Consider the following 16,219-nt stretch of genomic DNA (forward strand, 5'->3'; position numbering starts at 1 on the left):
AAACCGGGCATTTTCTCATGCCCGTCAAGGCCTGGCCGAGGCAAGGAAGTCTTCGATCAACGCGGCCACCCGCGCGGGCTGGTCGTGGTGCAGCATGTGGCCGGCATCCTCGACGCGGGCCAGCCGCACGTCGGGCACGGATTTCAGCCGTTCCTGGAAGTCGGCCAGGGTGTAGCGGCCCTTCCACCACTTGCCGAGGCTGTCGTCGGAGGCCACCACCGCCAGTACCGGCGCGGCGATGCCGGCATAGAGCGCCAGCGCCTCGTCGACGCGGAAGAGGTTGGCGTTGATGATCTTGTGCGCCGGGTCGCCGAGGATCTCCCAGCGCTCGCCGCCCTCGGGCAGGTGCCGGGCGGCGGACCACTGGCCGGCCAGCCAGTCGGCCTTGTCCTGCGTGAGGCGCGGGTTGGTCTTCATGAGGCGCCGTGCGACGCCCTCCGGCGCCGGGTAGCTGGCCAGGGCCATCTCGCCGCGGTGCAGGCGCTTCAGTTCGTCGATCCACTTGCCGTAGCGCTGGGGCGCTTCGTCCGGCTGCAGCAGCGGCATGCCGAAGCCCTCCAGGTTGACCAGGCGGCGCACCCGCTGCGGCCGAACGCCGCCGTACTGCATGGCAATGTTGCCGCCCATGCTGTGCCCGACGAGGTCGATCGGCGCGTCGCCCGCGTAGTGGTCGAGCAACCAGTCCAGGTCGGCCAGGTAGTCGGGCATCCAGTAGTTGTCGACGCCGCCGCCCTCGGTGAGGCCGAAGCCGCGCCAATCGGGCGCGATCACTTGGCGTTCCTCGGCCAGCGCATCGACCACGAACTGCCAGGAGGCGGCCACGTCCATCCAGCCGTGGAGCAGGACCAGCGGCGGGCGCTCGGTTGAAGGCTGGCCCCAGACGCGCACGTGGTAGCGGAGATTGCGGACGGGGACGAATTCGCTGACGAAGGGGCGGAGGGCTTGGTACATCCGGTCGATGATAGGGAGGCAACGCAAGCCGCGCAGTCCAGCGCAGGACACGCACCCGCTGTAGCATTTCGCGCATGCAAAAAATCCAACTCGGTCAGAGCGACCTCCGCGTCACGCCGATCTGCCTCGGCACCATGACTTTCGGCGAACAGGTGGACGAACCCACCGCCCACGCCATCCTCCACCGCTCGCTCGAACGCGGCGTCGACTTCATCGACACCGCCGAGATGTACGCGGTGCCGGCCCGCAAGGAAACCTACGGCGCGACCGAAACCATCATCGGCAACTGGTATGCCAAGAACCCCGGCACGCGCGCCAAAACCGTGCTCGCCACCAAGGTCGCCGGCCCCTCGCGCGGCATGCCCTGGGTGCGCGAGGGCGGCGGCATGACGGCGGCCGACATCGTCGCCTCCTGCGAGGGCAGCCTCCGGCGCCTGCAGACCGACGTGATCGACCTCTACCAGATCCACTGGCCCGAGCGGCATGTGCCGGCCTTCGGCAACATCTACTACGACCCGGCCAAGGAGAGCTCGCAAACCTCCATCCGCGAACAGCTCGATGCGCTGGCGGGGCTGGTGAAGGCCGGCAAGGTGCGCACCATCGGCCTTTCGAACGAAACGCCCTACGGCGTGCACGAGTTCGTGCGGCTGGCCGAGGAACACGGGTTGCCGCGCGTGGCCTCGGTGCAGAACGTCTACAACCTGGTGAGCCGCGCGGCAGAGAACGGGCTGGACGAGACCGTGCACCGGCTCGGCGTTGCTTTCCTGGCGTATTCGCCGCTCGCCTTCGGGCTCCTGACCGGCAAGTACGACAAGAGCGGCATCGTCGGCCCTGATGCGCCCCAGGAGGCGCGCATCGCGCGCTACGAATCGGTGCGCAAGCAGCGCTGGGGCCGGCCCGAGTCGCTGAACGCGGCGCGCCGCTACAACGCGCTGGCGCGCGAGCTCGACATGACGCCGACGCAGTTTGCGCTGGCCTTCTGCTACACCAAGTGGCTGGTGGCGAGCACCATCATCGGCGTGACTTCGGTGGCGCAGCTGGACGAGGACATCGATGCCTGGGGCACGACGCTGACGCCGGAGGTGGTGGGCGAAGTCGACAAGCTGCGCTGGGAAATGCGGGACCCCGCGATCTGATGTCAGCCCCCGGCTTTTCACGCGCTCCGCGCGTGTAACTCCACCCTCGAGGGGGTGGCTCGGCCGCCTTGGGGCGGCCCGGCGGCGGCCGAATGAGCAAGAAGACCCACGTCAGCGAAACACCCGTGAAGGCGACGATCCTCGATCTGCCGAAGATCGCGATCAACGGCGGACGGCGGGGCTACCTGGTCGGCATCGACCCGCAGGTTTGCGTTCGGCTGCTCGGCGCAAAACCGGTGCAGTGCGCGCTGGCAGAATAGCCGGCCGCCTGGAGACACCGTGAGTTCTTATCTTCCCTCGCTCATCGCGATCGTTCTGTCCTACCTGCTCGGATCGCTGTCCTTCGCGGTGATCGTCAGCAAGTCGCTCGGCATGGCCGACCCCCGCAGCTACGGCAGCAAGAACCCGGGCGCCACCAACGTGCTGCGCTCGGGCAACAAGGGCGCCGCGCTCGCGACGCTGCTGCTCGATGCGCTCAAGGGCTGGGTGCCGGTGTTCCTGGTCCATCGGCTCGGCGCCGATTTCGGCATGGGGCCGGGCACGGCGGCGCTGGCCGGGCTGGCAGCTTTTCTGGGGCATCTCTACCCGGTGTTCTTCGGTTTCCAAGGCGGGAAGGGCGTCGCGACGGCGGCCGGTGCGCTGGTCGGCATCGAATGGCTGCTGGGGCTGGCGACCGGCACCACCTGGCTAATCATCGCCGTCTTCTTTCGCTATTCGTCGCTGGCTTCGCTGGTGGCGGCCTTCTTCGCGCCGGCCTACTACCTGATCGGCGGCGGCATCGCCTGGCCGTTGCATCCCACGGTGCTGCTGGCGCTGGTGGCGATCAGCCTGCTGCTGATCTGGCGGCATCGCGAAAACATCCGCCGGCTCGTGGCCGGCACCGAGTCCCGGCTCGGATCGAAACCAAAGACACAGGAGTAAACGGCCATGGGCACCATTCAGCGCTTTCACGTCGGCCCGCGCCTCAGCGAGACGGCGGTCCACAACGGCACCATCTACCTCGCGGGCCAGGTGCCCGACGACACCACGCAGGACATCCGCGGCCAGACCTCGCAGGTGCTCGCGATGGTCGACCGCCTGCTGGCCGAGGCCGGCGGCGACAAGTCGCGCATCCTGATGACGCAGATCTTTCTGGCCGACATCACCGACATCACGGCGATGAACGAGGTGTGGGACGCATGGATCCCCGCCGGCCACACGCCGCCGCGCGCGACGGTGCAGGCGACGATGGCCAAGGCGGCCTACAAGATCGAGATTGTCGTGACCGCAGCGGCTCAGTAGCGTTTTTCGAGAACCATCTGGTCGGCGTCGCGCCGCATCGAGAAGCGGCTGATGAAGCTGTTGCCCAGCAGCACATAAGGCATCGGCTGCTGCGAGACCACCGCCTCGACGTCGTAGACCTCGACGTCGCCGACCCGCACGGAGTTGAGGCGCACGCGATAGCCCAGCGCAATGCCATTGGCCGTGCCCATGCGGATCGGCTGCCCCTTGCTGAAATCGAGCCCGATGCGCTGCGCGTCGGCGGCCGACATGGCGATGCTGGTGGCGCCGGTGTCGAGCATGAAGTTGACCGAACGGCCGTTGATGGCGCCCTGCGTCATGAAGTGCCCGCCGCTCGATACCGGCAGCACGATGCGGGTGCCGCCGCCACCGCCCGGACCGGCACCGCCGATGCTGACCGGCGTATCCATGCGCAGCGCCACGCGCTTGCCGCCGGCCTCGACGGTGGCCTGCTCGCCCGCCAGCGAGAGCAGCTTGACGCCCTGGAAGGTCTCGCCCACGGCCACCGTCTTCGGCGCGCCGCCGTCCACGATCAGGATGGCGCGGCTGCCGATGGTGCCGGTGAGCATCACCGACTGGGCGTGCGCGAAGGTGCATGCCGCGGCCAGCAGCAGCACCGGAAGAATGGGCTTCATGGGAGGGCTAGTCCCGGAAATTGTTGAAGGACAGCGGCATGTCCGGCACGTCCTTCTTGATCAGCGCCATCGCGGCTTGCAGGTCATCGCGCTTGGCGCCGGTGACGCGCACCGCGTCGCCCTGGATCGCGGCCTGCACCTTGAGCTTGCTGTCCTTGATGAGGCGCTGGATCTTCTTGGCGGTTTCGCTTTCGATGCCGTTCTTGACCTTGATCACCTGCTTGACCTTGTCGCCGCCGATCTTCTGCACGTCGCCCTTGTCGAGGAAGCGCACGTCGACGCTGCGTTTGGTGAGCTTGCTGCGCAGGATGTCCTCGACCTGGACCAGCTGGAACTCGGCATCGCCGATCAGGGTGATTTCCTTGTCCTTGAGCTCGACAGCGGCCGCGGTGCCCTTGAAGTCGAAACGCGTGGCGATTTCCTTGGCCGTGTTCTCGACGGCATTCTTGACCTCGGGCAGGTTGGGCTCGCAGACGGTATCGAAAGACGGCATGGACTCTCCTCGGACTCGCGCTGTGTGAATGCGACAATTCTCCCATGATCGTGGAGCACAACGTACCGCTGCAGCAGCACAACAGCTTCGGCATCGTCGCGCGCGCCCAGCACCTGGTGCGCGTCGCGGGCGAGGCCGACGTGGCGGCGGTCCTGGCGGATGCAGAGTGGCGCTGCGCGCCCAAGTTCGTGCTCGGCGGCGGCAGCAACATCGTGCTGACCGGCGACGTCAAGCCGCTGGTGCTCAAGGTCGAGATCAAGGGCCGCCGGCTCGTGGAAGAGACGCCGCGCGCCTGGATCGTGGAGGCCGGCGCCGGCGAGACCTGGCATGAGGTCGTGCGCTGGACGCTGGAGCAGGGCCATCCCGGCCTCGAAAACCTGGCGCTGATCCCCGGCACGGTGGGCGGCGCGCCGGTGCAGAACATCGGCGCCTACGGCGTCGAGCTGCAGGACCGCTTCGATTCGCTCGATGCCATCGACCTGGAAACCGGCCGAAGCTTCACCCTCGACGCCGCGCAATGCGCCTTCGGCTACCGCGACTCGGTGTTCAAGCACACGGCCAGCGGCGAGAACGATTTCGGCCTGGCCGGGCGGGCGCTGATCACGCGCGTGCGCTTTCGGCTGCCCAGACCGTGGAAGCCGGTGCTCGGCTACCTCGATCTGGAGCGCAAGATGGCCGAAACCGGCAACTTCACGCCCAGCGCGACCGAGATCTTCGACTGGGTCTGCGCCATCCGCACGGTCAAGCTGCCCGACTGGCGCGTGCTGGGCAATGCCGGCAGCTTCTTCAAGAACCCGACCGTCACGCCCGAACAGTGCGCCGACATCATCGCGCGCGACCCGAAGATCGTGCACTACCCGATGGCCGACGGCAGCATCAAGCTGGCGGCCGGCTGGTTGATCGATGCCTGCGGCTGGAAGGGCAAGTCGGTCGGCAATGCCGGCGTCTACGAGAAGCAGGCGCTGGTGCTGGTCAACCGCGGTGGAGCGGCGCACCCGGTGACCGGCGGCGAGGTCATGACGCTGGCCAAGGCGATCCAGACCAGCGTCTACGAGCGCTTCGGCATCCGGCTGGAGCCGGAGCCGGTGGTCGTGTGACGGAGCTGCTGCAGCTCAACTTCCGGCGCCGCATCCAGGCGCTGCTGTGGGGGCGCCGGCTCTTGTGGCTGGTGGGCATCGTGGTCGTGGTGTATTGGCGCACGGGCGCATCGCTGATCGCCTCCGTCATGGTCGGGCTGGTGCTCGGCGGTGCGCTCAAGGCCTGGGAAATGAGCGCGCGACGCCAGTTCGTGCGCGAGGCGACGTTTCCGCGCTTTCTCGGCGCCAAGCTGCGTGCCGCCTACCCGCAGCTGCAGGAGCGCGACACCGACCTGGTGCTGCGCGGTTTGCGCCAGTTCTTCATGGCCCACCTGCGCAGCGACCGCAAGTTCGTGGCGATGCCGTCCAAGGTGGTCGATGCCGCCTGGCACGAGTTCATCCTGCACACCCAGGGCTACCAGCGCTGGTGCGCCGCCGCCTTCGGCGGGCTGCTGCATCACACGCCGGCCGAGGTGCTGGGCCGGGATGCGCGCCGCAACGACGGCCTGCGCCGCACCTGGTTCTGGGCCTGCAAGGAGGAAAGCATCGACCCGCGCACGCCGACGCGGCTGCCGCTGCTCTTCGCGCTCGATGCCAAGTTCGGCGTGGAAGGCGGATTCCAGTATGTGCCGGACTGCAAGGCGATAGACCAGCAGGCGGGCTCCGACGCCCATTGCGGCACCAGCTTCAGCGATTCGGGTGGCGGCTCCGGCGATGCGGGCGGCTTCGGCGGCAGCGAATCGTCGAGCGGCGGGGATGGCGGCAGCGGCGACTCCGGTTCGGGCTGCGGCGGCGGTTGCGGCGGAGGCGGCGACTGACCGCGGCCCCCGCTCAGGCTCACTCGCGTTCGTCGTTCTTCAGCTGGGGCAGCGAAGCGCCCTGGCCCGAAGACAGCAGCCCGGCCTGCGTATAGATCGCCAGCTTGTCGCGCGTGTCGACGATGTCGAGGTTGCGCATCGTGAGCTGGCCGATGCGGTCGGCCGGCGAGAAGCTCGATTCGCCTTTTTCCATCGTCAGCCGCTCGGGCTTGTAGGTGAGGTTGGGCGACTCCGTATTGAGGATCGAGTAGTCGTTGCCGCGGCGCAGCTCGACCGTGACTTCGCCCGTGACCGCGCGCGCCACCCAGCGCTGTGCCGTCTCGCGCAGCATGATGGCCTGCGGGTCGAACCAGCGGCCCTGGTAGAGCAGGCGGCCCAGGCGGCGGCCGTGGTCGCGGTACTGCTCGATCGTGTCTTCGTTGTGGATGCCGGTGACCAGGCGCTCGTAGGCGATGAACAGCAGCGCCAGGCCCGGAGCCTCGTAGATGCCGCGGCTCTTGGCCTCGATGATGCGGTTCTCGATCTGGTCGCTCATGCCCAGACCATGGCGGCCGCCGACGCGGTTGGCTTCCAGCAGCAACTCGACCAGGCTCGGGTATTCGACGCCGTTGATCGCCACCGGGCGGCCTTCGACGAAGCGCACCGTGACCTCCTCGCGCTTGACTTCGACCTCGTCCTTCCAGAAGGCCACGCCCATGATCGGCTGCACGATCTTCATGCCGCTGTTCAGGTGTTCCAGGTCTTTCGCCTCGTGCGTGGCGCCGAGCATGTTGGAGTCGGTCGAGTAGGCCTTCTCGGCCGACATCTTGTAGGCGAAGCCGGCCTTCTGCATGAATTCGGACATCTCGGCGCGGCCGCCCAGCTCGTCGATGAAGACCTGGTCCAGCCAGGGCTTGTAGATCTTCAGCGCCGGGTTGGTGAGCAGGCCGTAGCGGTAGAAGCGCTCGATGTCGTTGCCCTTGTAGGTGCTGCCGTCGCCCCAGATGTGGACGTCGTCTTCCTTCATGGCCGACACCAGCATGGTGCCGGTGACGGCGCGGCCCAGCGGCGTGGTGTTGAAGTAGGTGACGCCGGCGGTGGTCACGTGGAAGGCGCCGGCCTGCAGCGCGGCAAGGCCTTCGGCGGCGAGCTGCGTGCGGCAGTCGACCAGCCGCGCCTTCTCGGCGCCGTAGAGCATGGCCTTGCGCGGAATCTCGTCGTAGTCGGGCTCGTCGGGCTGGCCCAGGTTGGCGGTGTAGGCGTAGGGAATGGCGCCCTTGTTGCGCATCCAGTGCAGGGCCGCGCTGGTGTCGAGGCCGCCGGAAAAGGCGATGCCGACCTTCTGGCCGGCGGGAACGTTCTGAAGAATGGTCGACATGCAGGAATCCCGGTTCAGCCGAAATGGCAGATGTAGCTGTAGGGCTCGCCGCTCACGCGGATCTGGAAGCTCGAGTTGCCCGGCACGCTGAATTTTTCGCCCGGGCCCGAGCTTGCCCATTCGCTGCTGCCGGAGAGCAGGTATTCGCAGCGGCCGCCGGTGCCTTCCATGACTTCGGGCGCGCCGGTGTTGAAGGTGAGGGTGGACGGAAGGATCACGCCCACCGATTTCTTGCTGCCGTCGGCGAGCGTGAGGCTATGGCTCACGCACTTGCCGTCGAAATACACGTTCGCCTTGGTCGCTACCGCGGCGCTGTGAAGGGATTCGGTTGTCGTCATGGGAAGGAAGGCCTGGCGCCGGTGGAAAGCCCGTGATTTTAGGCTGTGCCGGCAGGCCCTCCGGCCCGGGGCTCAGCGCCAGCGGCCGTGGTAGCCGCCGCGATAGCCGCCGCCCCATCCGCGCGAATAGCCGAGGTTGAGCGAAATGCCCACCGGCGGATAGATGTAGGGCTGCGGATAGTAGGCGGGCGCCACATACACCGGGGCCGGGGCGTAGTAGACGGGCGCCGGCTGCGTGTAGACCGGAACCGGCTGGCTGTAGACCGGCGCCGGAGCGCCGCCGCCCGAGACCACCACGCCCGGCTCAGGCACCACGTTGTTCCAGTCGGGCTGGCCGCCGTCGACGGGGCTCGGCGCCAGCTGGGGCTGAGGCGCCACGGGCGAGGTGGTGGCGACGCCGTAGCCGCCGACCTCGATCGGGATGCTGGCGCCGGGGCGGGTGTCGGTGACCGTGGTGTAGTGCCGGCCGCCGTACTCGTAGGTGACGTTGTAGCGGGTGGTGCCGGTCGCCTCGTGCGAGGGCGTGGCCGAGATCACGCGGGCCCAGACCTGCTCCGCCTGGGCCAGGCTGGCGGTGCCGGCCAGCGCTGCCAGGAGCGAAAGGGCCGTGAGGTTGCGAATGGTTTTTTGCGTGCGCATGTCGGAACTCCTGAGGGTTGGGGCGCAGACCCCGCTGAAGCCGGTTGGACGCAAGCCGCTGGCCAGGGTTCAACCGTTTACACGGCGTGGTCTTTCTTCCATTGGGCGGCGTCGAACCCTGTGCTAACGCCGTGTTGCGGGCCCCAGTTGACCACCGGGCGCTTGATCAGGCTGGGGTTGGCGAGCAGCGCCGCACGCGCCGAGGCGGCATCGACCACCGACGCGCGCGTTTCGTCGTCAAGCCGCCGCCAGGTGGTGCCGCGGCGGTTGACCAGGGCCTCCCAGCCGGGCGCGCGCAACCACTGGTCGAGCTCGTCCTCGGGCACGCCTTCTTTCTTGAAATCGTGGAATCGGTAGGCCACGCCGTGCTCGTCGAGCCAGGCGCGGGCGCGTTTGACGGTGTCGCAGTTCGTGATGCCATAGAGCGTTGTCATCCCGCGATGATGCCCGCGCGGCGGGTCGGCGACAATTCCGGGCTCCATGAAAAGCCTTGCCGACTGGCTCGCGCACGCCGAGCGCCTGCATCCCAAGAACATCGAGCTCGGGCTCGACCGCGTGCGCGCGGTCGCCCTGAAGCTCGGCCTCGCATTCGACTGCCCGGTGATCACCGTGGCCGGCACCAACGGCAAGGGCTCGACCTGCGCGATGCTGGAGTCGATCCTCGCCCATGCGGGCTACCGCACGGCGGTGTTCACTTCGCCGCACCTGGTGCGCTTCGAGGAGCGGCTGCGGCTCTCGGGCGAGGCGGTCGACGGCAATGCGCTGTCGGCGCATTTCGAGGCGGTGGAGCAGGCCCGCGGCGAGGTCGCGCTGACGTATTTCGAGTTCACGACGCTGGCCATCCTGCTGTGCACGGCGGCGAGCAAGCCCGACGTCGCGATCCTCGAAGTCGGCCTCGGCGGCCGGCTGGATGCGGTCAACATCGTCGACGCCGACTGCGCCGTGATCACCAGCATCGACCTGGACCACATGGATTTTCTCGGGCCGGATCGCGAAAGCATCGGCTTCGAGAAGGCCGGCATCATGCGCGCCGGCCGCCCCGCGATCGTCAGCGACCCGATGCCGCCGCAAAGCGTGATCGATCATGCAGAAGCCATCGGCGCCGACCTCTGGCGCGTGGGCCGCGACTTCAACGTCTCGGGCGACAAGCAGCAGTGGGGCTGGAGCGGGCGCGGCCGGCGCTACAGCGGGCTGGCCTACCCGGCACTGCGCGGCGCCAACCAACTGGTCAACGCGGCCGGCGTGCTGGCCGCGCTGGAATCGCTGCGGCAGCGGCTGCCTGTCACCGCACAGGCCGTGCGCACCGGCCTCGCGATGGTCGAGCTGCCGGGGCGCTTCCAGATCGTTCCGGGCGAGCCGGCGCTGGTGCTCGACGTGGCGCACAACCCGCACGCGGTCGCGGCGCTGACGGAGAACCTCGACGCGATGGGCTTCTATCCGACCACCCATGGCGTGTTCGGCGTGATGGCGGACAAGGACCTGGCGCCCATGTTCGCCCGCATCGGGCCCTTGATCGACCGCTGGTACTTCACCGATCTGCCCACCGCGCGCGCGGCCAAGGCGGCCGATCTGCTGGCCCGGTGGCAGGCGCAGAACACGCGCGCCGATGCCTCCGCCAGCGTGCACGCCGCACCGATGGAGGCCCTGCAGGCGGCCATCGATCGCGCGGGCCCCGCTGATAGAATCGTCGTCTTCGGATCGTTCTTCACAGTGGGTGGTGTGCTCGAGCACGGAACACCTCGTCTCGGGGCCAGGCACTTGTCGCCGGGCTCCTGATTGGCCTGATCTCCGGCGCCTTTTCCAACTCACGCTGCACTCCATCAGGGAAACGAATTACATGGCGTTCTTCAAGTTCCGCAGCCGCGGTCCGCAGGCCAACGAAGGGCGAAACGCCAGCGTCGCAGCGGCGCCGGCGGAAAGTATCGAGGCGATGCGCCGCCGCGCGCGGCACCGGCTTCTGGGCGCCGCGGTGCTGGTGCTGGTCGGCGTGATCGGCTTCCCCTTGTTGTTCGACACCCAGCCTCGCCCCGTGTCGGTCGACATCCCGATCGAGATTCCGGATCGCAGCAAGACCAAGCCGCTCGCCCCGCCTTCGACGCCCGCGCCCGCATCGACCACCGCGCCCACCACCGGCGCGAACACCGGCGCTGTCGTGGCCGCCGCGCCCTCCGGCGGCGGCATGATCACCGAATCGGCGGACGGCGCCGAGATCCCGCCGTCCAGGCCAGCACCCGCGGCACCGCCCGCCGACACCAAGCCGGCCGCACCGGTTGCCGAAGCGAAACCGGAACCCAAGCCGGAGCCCAGGCCGAAGCCGGAGGCCAAACCCGAAGCGAAGGCCGAGGCCAAGCCCGACAAGCCGCCCGCCAAGCCGGCCGACGACGGCAATCGCGCCCGTGCCTTGCTCGAAGGCAAAGCCGCCGCCGCAGCAGCAGCCAAGCCCGCCGTCGCAGCCGACGAAAGCGGCCGCTTCGTCGTCCAGGTCGGCGCCTTCGCCGATGCCGACAAGGCGCGCGAGGTGCGGCAGAAGCTGGAAAAGGCCGGGCTCAAGACTTACACCAACGTCGCGAAGACGGCCGACGGCGAGCAGCGCACGCGTGTGCGCGTCGGCCCCTTCGGTACGCGCGCCGAGGCGGACAAGGTGGCGAGCCGCGTCAAGGGCTTGTCTTTGTCGGCCTCCGTCCTCAGCTTGTAGAACTGGCGTGGCGCTCTTCGACTGGATCGCCATCGTGTTGCTGGTGGTGTCGATGCTGTTCGGCCTGGTGCGCGGCCTGGTGTTCGAGGTGATTTCGCTGGCGGGCTGGGTGGCGGCCTTCTTCTGCGCGCAGTGGCTGGCGGACGATGCGGGGGCCTGGCTGCCCTTCGGCGACCCAGCGGCCACCTGGCGCTATGCGGCCGGATTCGTGCTGGTGTTCGTGGCGGTGGCTTTCGGCGTGGGGCTGGTCGCAGCGATCACGCGCAAGCTCATCGCGGCCGTGGGGCTGCGGCCGGTGGATCGCGTGCTGGGCGCGGCCTTCGGCGTGGCGCGCGGGGCGGTCGCCCTGCTGGCCATGGCAGTCGTGGTTCATTTGCTGGCGTTGGGCGACAGTGTCTGGTGGCACGAATCGCGCAGCGCCATTGTTCTCGATGCGGCATTGCAGGGCCTGAAACCCGCGCTGCCTGAAAAGTTGGCAAGCTACCTGCCCTGAGAGGATCGCTTCATGTGTGGAATCGTCGGCGTTGTCAGCAACGCACCCGTCAACCAGCTGCTCTATGACGCGCTGTTGCTGCTGCAGCACCGCGGCCAGGACGCGGCCGGCATCGTCACCCTGCTGGAACGCAAGTTCTTCATGCACAAGGCCAAGGGCATGGTGCGTGACGTGTTCCGCACGCGCAACATGCGGGCGCTGCCGGGCAGCGTCGGGCTGGGGCAGGTGCGCTATCCGACCGCCGGCAATGCCTACAGCGAGGAAGAGGCGCAGCCCTTCTATGTGAACGCCCCCTTCGGCATCGTGCTGGTGCACAACGGCAACCTCACCAATGCGCATGCGCTGCGCGCAGAGCTGTTCTCGACCGACCATCGCCACACCAATACCGAGAGCGATTCCGAAGTGCTGCTCAACGTGCTGGCGCACGAGCTCGACCGCGCGACGCGCGACGGCATGCTCACTTCCGAGACGCTGTTCGCCGCCGTGCGCAACGTGCACCGGCGGCTGCGCGGCTCCTATGCCGTGGTGGCGCTGATTTCAGGCCACGGTCTGCTCGCGTTCCGCGACCCTTACGGCATCCGGCCGCTGGCGATGGGCCGCAACGCCGACGGCACCGTGATGGTGGCCAGCGAGTCGGTGGCGCTCGAAGGCTCGGGCCATGTGTTCGAACGCAACATCGCGCCGGGCGAGGCCGTGTTCGTCGACCTGCAGGGCCAGGTGCACGCCGAGCAGTGCGCCGAGGCGCCGACCCTGAACCCGTGCATCTTCGAGTTCGTCTACCTGGCGCGGCCCGACTCGGTGCTCGATGGCATCTCGGTCTACCAGGCGCGGCTGAACCTGGGCGAAACGCTGGCCAAGCGCGTGGTCTCGACGGTGCCGCCGAACGAGATCGACGTGATCATCCCGATCCCCGAATCGAGCCGCCCGAGCGCGACGCAGCTGGCGCACCTGCTGGGCGTTCCGTACCGCGAAGGCTTCGTGAAGAACCGCTACGTGGGCCGTACCTTCATCATGCCGGGGCAGGGCGTGCGCAAGAAGTCGGTGCGCCAGAAGCTCAACGTGATCGCGAGCGAGTTCAAGGGCCGCAACGTGCTCCTGGTCGACGACTCGATCGTGCGCGGCACCACCAGCCGCGAGATCGTGCAGATGGCGCGCGAGGCCGGCGCACGCAAGGTCTATCTCGCCAGCGCGGCGCCGCCGGTGCGCTACCCCAACGTCTACGGCATCGACATGCCGACCAAGGACGAGCTGGTTGCGCACGACCGCACCATCGAAGAGATCCGCGAGCTGATCGGCTGCGACGCGCTGATCTACCAGGACGTCGAAGGCATGAAGCGCGCCATCCTGAAGGCCATGCCGGGCACGGCGGGGACGTTGAAGCTCGACGGCTTCGATGCCTCGTGCTTCGATGGCGTCTACGTGACCGGCGACATCGACACCGAGGCCATCACGCGCATGAACGGCAACCGTCCCCGCATCGAGGAAACCGAGGAAGACTCCTCGCGCCTCGCGCTGCCCAATCTGAGCGAATAGAAGAAGAACCACGACGTGACCGATCGATCCCTGCCCCCCGGCCTGCACCGCGACACGCTCGCGGTGCGCACGGCGCTGGAACGAAGCCAGTACGGCGAGAACTCGGAGGCGCTCTTCCTCACGAGCAGCTTCGTGCAGCCCGATGCCGAGACCTCGGCGCGCCGCTTCGCCGGCACCGAGGAGGGCTTCACCTATACGCGCACCTCGAACCCGACGGTGGCGAGTTTCGAGCAGCGCCTGGCCGCGCTCGAAGGCACCGAAGCCGCGATCGGCGCGTCCAGCGGCATGGCTGCGATCCTCATGATGTGCATGGGGCTGCTCAAGGCCGGCGACCACGTGGTGTGCTCGCGCTCGGTGTTCGGCTCCACGCTCAACCTGATCGGGCGCGAGTTCGGCAAGTTCGGCGTCGAGACCACCTTCGTCTCGCAGACCGATGTCGCCGAATGGAAGGCGGCCATGCGGCCGAGCACCAAGCTGCTCTTCGCCGAGACGCCGACCAACCCGCTGACCGACGTGTGCGACATCCGCGCGCTGGCCGATCTCGCGCATGATGCAGGTGCGCTGCTCGCGGTCGACAACTGCTTCTGCTCGCCGGCGCTGCAGCGGCCGACCGAGCTCGGGGCCGACCTCGTGATCCATTCGGGCACCAAGTACCTCGAAGGGCAGGGCCGCGTGCTGGCCGGGGCCATCTGCGGCCCCGCGAAGCTCGTCAACGACGTATTCGGCCCGGTGGTGCGCACCGCGGGCATGGCGCTGTCGCCCTTCAACGCCTGGATCGTGCTCAAGGGGCTCGAAACGCTGGGCATCCGCATGCAGGCGCATTGCGCCGCTGCGCTCGCGCTCGCGCAATGGCTCGAAACGCAGCCGGGCATCACGCGCGTCTACTACCCGGGCTTGGCCTCGCATCCGCAGCACGAGCTCGCGATGCGCCAGCAGTCGGGGCAGGGCGGGGCGGTGGTGTCCTTCGACGTGCAGGGCGGCGATCCCGCAGCGGCGCGCGCCAACGCTTTTCACGTGATCGACAGCACGCGTGTGCTGAGCATCACCGCCAACCTGGGCGACACCAAGACCACCATCACCCATCCGGCCACCACCTCGCACGGCCGCCTCACCGAGGCGCAGCGCCAAGCGGCCGGCATCGGCCAGGGCCTGGTCCGCGTGGCGGTCGGGCTGGACCATATCGACGACATCAAGGCCGACCTGCTGCGCGGCTTGAGCACCCTCGCATGACGCAAAAGACCCGCACCCGCTTCGCTCCCTCGCCGACCGGCTTCATCCACCTCGGCAACATCCGCTCCGCCCTCTACCCATGGGCCTTCGCGCGCTCCACGGGCGGCGACTTCGTCCTGCGCATCGAGGACACCGACGTCGAGCGTTCGTCGCAGGCGGCCGTCGACGTGATCCTCGAAGGCATGCAATGGCTGGGCCTCGATCATGACGAGGGCCCCTACTACCAGATGCAGCGCATGGACCGCTACAAGGCGGTGCTGGCCGAGCTGCAGGCCGCGGGCCAGCTCTACCCCTGCTACATGAGCGTGGCCGAGCTCGACGCGCTGCGCGAGAAGCAGATGGCCGCCAAGCAGAAGCCGCGCTACGACGGCACCTGGCGCCCCGAGCCCGGCAAGACGCTGCCCCCGGTGCCCGAAGGCGTGCAGCCGGTGCTGCGCTTTCGCAATCCGCAGGGCGGCGTGGTGGCCTGGGACGACAAGGTCAAGGGCCGCATCGAGATCGGCAACGACGAGCTCGACGACCTCGTGATCGCGCGCCCCGACGGAACGCCCACCTACAACTTCTGCGTCGTGGTCGACGACATCGACATGGCCATCACGCACGTGATCCGCGGCGACGACCACGTCAACAACACGCCGCGCCAGATCAACATCTTCCGTGCGCTCGGCAAGGAGCCGCCGGTCTATGCCCACCTGCCGACCGTGCTCAACGAGCAGGGCGAGAAGATGAGCAAGCGCAACGGCGCCAAGCCTGTCACGCAGTTCCGCGACGAAGGCTTCCTGCCCGATGCGATGGTCAACTACCTCGCGCGCCTCGGCTGGAGCCATGGCGACGACGAGATCTTCACGCGCGCGCAGTTCATCGAGTGGTTCAACCTCGACCACCTGGGCCGCAGCGCGGCGCAGTTCGACGAGGCCAAGCTGCGCTGGGTCAATGCGCAGCATCTGAAGGCGATGGCCGACGACGCGCTGGCGCCGCTGGTCGCGTCGCAACTGCAGAAGCGCGGCATCGCGGCCGACGATCGGCTGCCTGCGATCTGCGGTCTCTTCAAGGACCGCTGCGACACCACGGTCGCACTCGCGAACTGGGCCGCGGCCTTCTACGCCGACGTCGCGCCGAGCGAAACCGATCGCGCGCAGCATGTGACCGAGGCCGTGCGCCCCGCGATCGCCACGCTGGCCGACAAGCTCGCAAGCGTCGCGTGGGACAAGGCCGCGATCGCAGCCGCCATCAAGGAAGTGCTGGCCGCGCATGGCCTCAAGATGCCCGCGCTCGCGATGCCGGTGCGCGTGCTCGTGATGGGAACGCCACAGACGCCGTCGCTCGACGCGGTGCTCTCACTCTTTTCTCGTGAAACAGTCGTCACGAGATTGAAAGCAGCCTGATTTTTCAGGCTATAATTTGAGGCTCGACACCCAAGGGGGTATAGCTCAGCTGGGAGAGCGCTTGCATGGCATGCAAGAGGTCAGCGGTTCGATCCCGCTTACCTCCACCATCAGGGCGTCGAGAAAACAAGCGCTGATCGCAGCGCGGTTCCGAAGGTT

The 16,219-nt window shown here is 68.1% G+C and carries 18 protein-coding genes, 1 tRNA gene and 1 pseudogene; 13 read left to right on the forward strand and 7 right to left on the reverse strand.

What is annotated here, in order from left to right; all coding sequences use genetic code 11:
- Positions 1-24: 24 nt before the first annotated feature.
- Complete coding sequence (locus ACSQ89_RS08805; protein WP_093102091.1) at positions 25-951, reverse strand: alpha/beta fold hydrolase; 927 nt, start codon at positions 949-951, stop codon at positions 25-27.
- A 74-nt stretch (positions 952-1,025) separates the two neighbouring features.
- On the opposite strand from ACSQ89_RS08805, the gene ACSQ89_RS08810 reads away from it, so the two are divergent.
- The 4 genes and pseudogenes from ACSQ89_RS08810 to ACSQ89_RS08825 all read left to right on the forward strand — a co-directional run bounded on the left by ACSQ89_RS08810 (position 1,026) and on the right by ACSQ89_RS08825 (position 3,368).
- Entirely contained in the window at positions 1,026-2,087 is a 1,062-nt protein-coding gene (locus ACSQ89_RS08810; protein WP_093102093.1) for an aldo/keto reductase, read from the forward strand.
- 134 nt (positions 2,088-2,221) lie between these two features.
- Positions 2,222-2,347, forward strand: a pseudogene (locus ACSQ89_RS08815) (Cys-tRNA(Pro) deacylase); the annotation flags it as partial.
- A 19-nt stretch (positions 2,348-2,366) separates the two neighbouring features.
- Complete coding sequence (gene plsY / locus ACSQ89_RS08820; protein WP_093102094.1) at positions 2,367-3,008, forward strand: glycerol-3-phosphate 1-O-acyltransferase PlsY; 642 nt, start codon at positions 2,367-2,369, stop codon at positions 3,006-3,008.
- 6 nt (positions 3,009-3,014) lie between these two features.
- Positions 3,015-3,368, forward strand: coding sequence for a RidA family protein (locus ACSQ89_RS08825; protein WP_436290764.1), 354 nt, complete (start codon positions 3,015-3,017; stop codon positions 3,366-3,368).
- On the opposite strand, the gene ACSQ89_RS08830 is transcribed toward ACSQ89_RS08825, so the two are convergent.
- Positions 3,362-4,003 (reverse strand): retropepsin-like aspartic protease family protein, encoded by a 642-nt coding sequence (locus ACSQ89_RS08830; RefSeq protein ID WP_093102097.1) that lies wholly within the window; start codon positions 4,001-4,003, stop codon positions 3,362-3,364. The genes ACSQ89_RS08825 and ACSQ89_RS08830 overlap by 7 nt on opposite strands.
- Before the next feature lie 7 nt (positions 4,004-4,010).
- Positions 4,011-4,496 carry a YajQ family cyclic di-GMP-binding protein gene (locus ACSQ89_RS08835; RefSeq protein WP_126838876.1) on the reverse strand — a complete coding sequence of 162 codons (486 nt, stop codon included), beginning with the start codon at positions 4,494-4,496 and terminating at the stop codon, positions 4,011-4,013.
- Between the two features lie 44 nt (positions 4,497-4,540).
- Between ACSQ89_RS08835 and murB the strand changes: the two genes are divergently transcribed.
- Together murB and ACSQ89_RS08845 are read left to right on the forward strand one after the other, a co-directional pair.
- Complete coding sequence (gene murB / locus ACSQ89_RS08840) at positions 4,541-5,593, forward strand: UDP-N-acetylmuramate dehydrogenase (RefSeq protein WP_436290763.1); 1,053 nt, start codon at positions 4,541-4,543, stop codon at positions 5,591-5,593.
- Positions 5,590-6,390 carry a glycine-rich domain-containing protein gene (locus ACSQ89_RS08845; RefSeq protein ID WP_436290762.1) on the forward strand — a complete coding sequence of 267 codons (801 nt, stop codon included), beginning with the start codon at positions 5,590-5,592 and terminating at the stop codon, positions 6,388-6,390. The genes murB and ACSQ89_RS08845 overlap by 4 nt, the downstream gene beginning before the upstream one ends.
- Positions 6,391-6,409: 19 nt before the next feature.
- Here the strand turns inward: ACSQ89_RS08845 and argG are convergent, their stop codons facing one another.
- The 4 genes from argG to ACSQ89_RS08865 all read right to left on the reverse strand — a co-directional run bounded on the left by argG (position 6,410) and on the right by ACSQ89_RS08865 (position 9,158).
- Positions 6,410-7,747, reverse strand: coding sequence for an argininosuccinate synthase (gene argG, locus ACSQ89_RS08850; protein WP_436290761.1), 1,338 nt, complete (start codon positions 7,745-7,747; stop codon positions 6,410-6,412).
- A 14-nt stretch (positions 7,748-7,761) separates the two neighbouring features.
- Positions 7,762-8,085, reverse strand: a complete 324-nt coding sequence (locus ACSQ89_RS08855; RefSeq protein ID WP_436290760.1) for a pyrimidine/purine nucleoside phosphorylase — start codon at positions 8,083-8,085, stop codon at positions 7,762-7,764.
- 72 nt (positions 8,086-8,157) lie between these two features.
- Entirely contained in the window at positions 8,158-8,724 is a 567-nt protein-coding gene (locus ACSQ89_RS08860) for a hypothetical protein (RefSeq protein ID WP_093102106.1), read from the reverse strand.
- A gap of 77 nt (positions 8,725-8,801) precedes the next feature.
- On the reverse strand, positions 8,802-9,158 hold the full coding sequence (locus ACSQ89_RS08865) for an ArsC family reductase (RefSeq protein ID WP_093102662.1): 357 nt from the start codon (positions 9,156-9,158) through the stop codon (positions 8,802-8,804).
- A 46-nt stretch (positions 9,159-9,204) separates the two neighbouring features.
- On the opposite strand from ACSQ89_RS08865, the gene folC reads away from it, so the two are divergent.
- The 7 genes from folC (at position 9,205) to ACSQ89_RS08900 (ending at position 16,170) form a co-directional block, all read left to right on the forward strand.
- The gene (folC, locus tag ACSQ89_RS08870) at positions 9,205-10,500 is read left to right on the forward strand and encodes a bifunctional tetrahydrofolate synthase/dihydrofolate synthase (protein ID WP_436290759.1); all 1,296 of its coding nucleotides are present in this window, start codon (positions 9,205-9,207) and stop codon (positions 10,498-10,500) included.
- 61 nt (positions 10,501-10,561) lie between these two features.
- The gene (locus tag ACSQ89_RS08875; protein WP_436290758.1) at positions 10,562-11,419 is read left to right on the forward strand and encodes an SPOR domain-containing protein; all 858 of its coding nucleotides are present in this window, start codon (positions 10,562-10,564) and stop codon (positions 11,417-11,419) included.
- 7 nt (positions 11,420-11,426) lie between these two features.
- Positions 11,427-11,912: a CvpA family protein gene (locus ACSQ89_RS08880; RefSeq protein WP_093102111.1), complete on the forward strand. Its 486-nt coding sequence runs from the start codon at positions 11,427-11,429 to the stop codon at positions 11,910-11,912.
- A gap of 12 nt (positions 11,913-11,924) precedes the next feature.
- Positions 11,925-13,445, forward strand: a complete 1,521-nt coding sequence (gene purF, locus ACSQ89_RS08885) for an amidophosphoribosyltransferase (RefSeq protein ID WP_093102112.1) — start codon at positions 11,925-11,927, stop codon at positions 13,443-13,445.
- 15 nt (positions 13,446-13,460) lie between these two features.
- The gene (locus tag ACSQ89_RS08890) at positions 13,461-14,675 is read left to right on the forward strand and encodes an O-succinylhomoserine sulfhydrylase (protein WP_093102114.1); all 1,215 of its coding nucleotides are present in this window, start codon (positions 13,461-13,463) and stop codon (positions 14,673-14,675) included.
- On the forward strand, positions 14,672-16,060 hold the full coding sequence (gene gltX, locus ACSQ89_RS08895; RefSeq protein WP_436290757.1) for a glutamate--tRNA ligase: 1,389 nt from the start codon (positions 14,672-14,674) through the stop codon (positions 16,058-16,060). The genes ACSQ89_RS08890 and gltX overlap by 4 nt, the downstream gene beginning before the upstream one ends.
- 34 nt (positions 16,061-16,094) lie before the next feature.
- Positions 16,095-16,170, forward strand: a tRNA-Ala gene (locus tag ACSQ89_RS08900).
- Positions 16,171-16,219 lie beyond the last annotated feature (49 nt).

The sequence above is a fragment of the Variovorax sp. LjRoot175 genome, assembly GCF_964253805.1.
Taxonomy (GTDB): Bacteria; Pseudomonadota; Gammaproteobacteria; order Burkholderiales; family Burkholderiaceae_C; genus Variovorax.

Coding starts and splice junctions, on each gene's coding strand:
- ACSQ89_RS08805 (WP_093102091.1), bottom strand. CDS start 951: ATGTACCAAGCCCTCCGCCCCTTCGTCAGCGAATTCGTCCCCGTCCGC.
- ACSQ89_RS08810 (WP_093102093.1), top strand. CDS start 1,026: ATGCAAAAAATCCAACTCGGTCAGAGCGACCTCCGCGTCACGCCGATC.
- ACSQ89_RS08825 (WP_436290764.1), top strand. CDS start 3,015: ATGGGCACCATTCAGCGCTTTCACGTCGGCCCGCGCCTCAGCGAGACG.
- ACSQ89_RS08830 (WP_093102097.1), bottom strand. CDS start 4,003: ATGAAGCCCATTCTTCCGGTGCTGCTGCTGGCCGCGGCATGCACCTTC.
- ACSQ89_RS08835 (WP_126838876.1), bottom strand. CDS start 4,496: ATGCCGTCTTTCGATACCGTCTGCGAGCCCAACCTGCCCGAGGTCAAG.
- murB (WP_436290763.1), top strand. CDS start 4,541: ATGATCGTGGAGCACAACGTACCGCTGCAGCAGCACAACAGCTTCGGC.
- argG (WP_436290761.1), bottom strand. CDS start 7,747: ATGTCGACCATTCTTCAGAACGTTCCCGCCGGCCAGAAGGTCGGCATC.
- ACSQ89_RS08855 (WP_436290760.1), bottom strand. CDS start 8,085: ATGACGACAACCGAATCCCTTCACAGCGCCGCGGTAGCGACCAAGGCG.
- ACSQ89_RS08860 (WP_093102106.1), bottom strand. CDS start 8,724: ATGCGCACGCAAAAAACCATTCGCAACCTCACGGCCCTTTCGCTCCTG.
- ACSQ89_RS08865 (WP_093102662.1), bottom strand. CDS start 9,158: ATGACAACGCTCTATGGCATCACGAACTGCGACACCGTCAAACGCGCC.
- folC (WP_436290759.1), top strand. CDS start 9,205: ATGAAAAGCCTTGCCGACTGGCTCGCGCACGCCGAGCGCCTGCATCCC.
- ACSQ89_RS08875 (WP_436290758.1), top strand. CDS start 10,562: ATGGCGTTCTTCAAGTTCCGCAGCCGCGGTCCGCAGGCCAACGAAGGG.
- purF (WP_093102112.1), top strand. CDS start 11,925: ATGTGTGGAATCGTCGGCGTTGTCAGCAACGCACCCGTCAACCAGCTG.
- gltX (WP_436290757.1), top strand. CDS start 14,672: ATGACGCAAAAGACCCGCACCCGCTTCGCTCCCTCGCCGACCGGCTTC.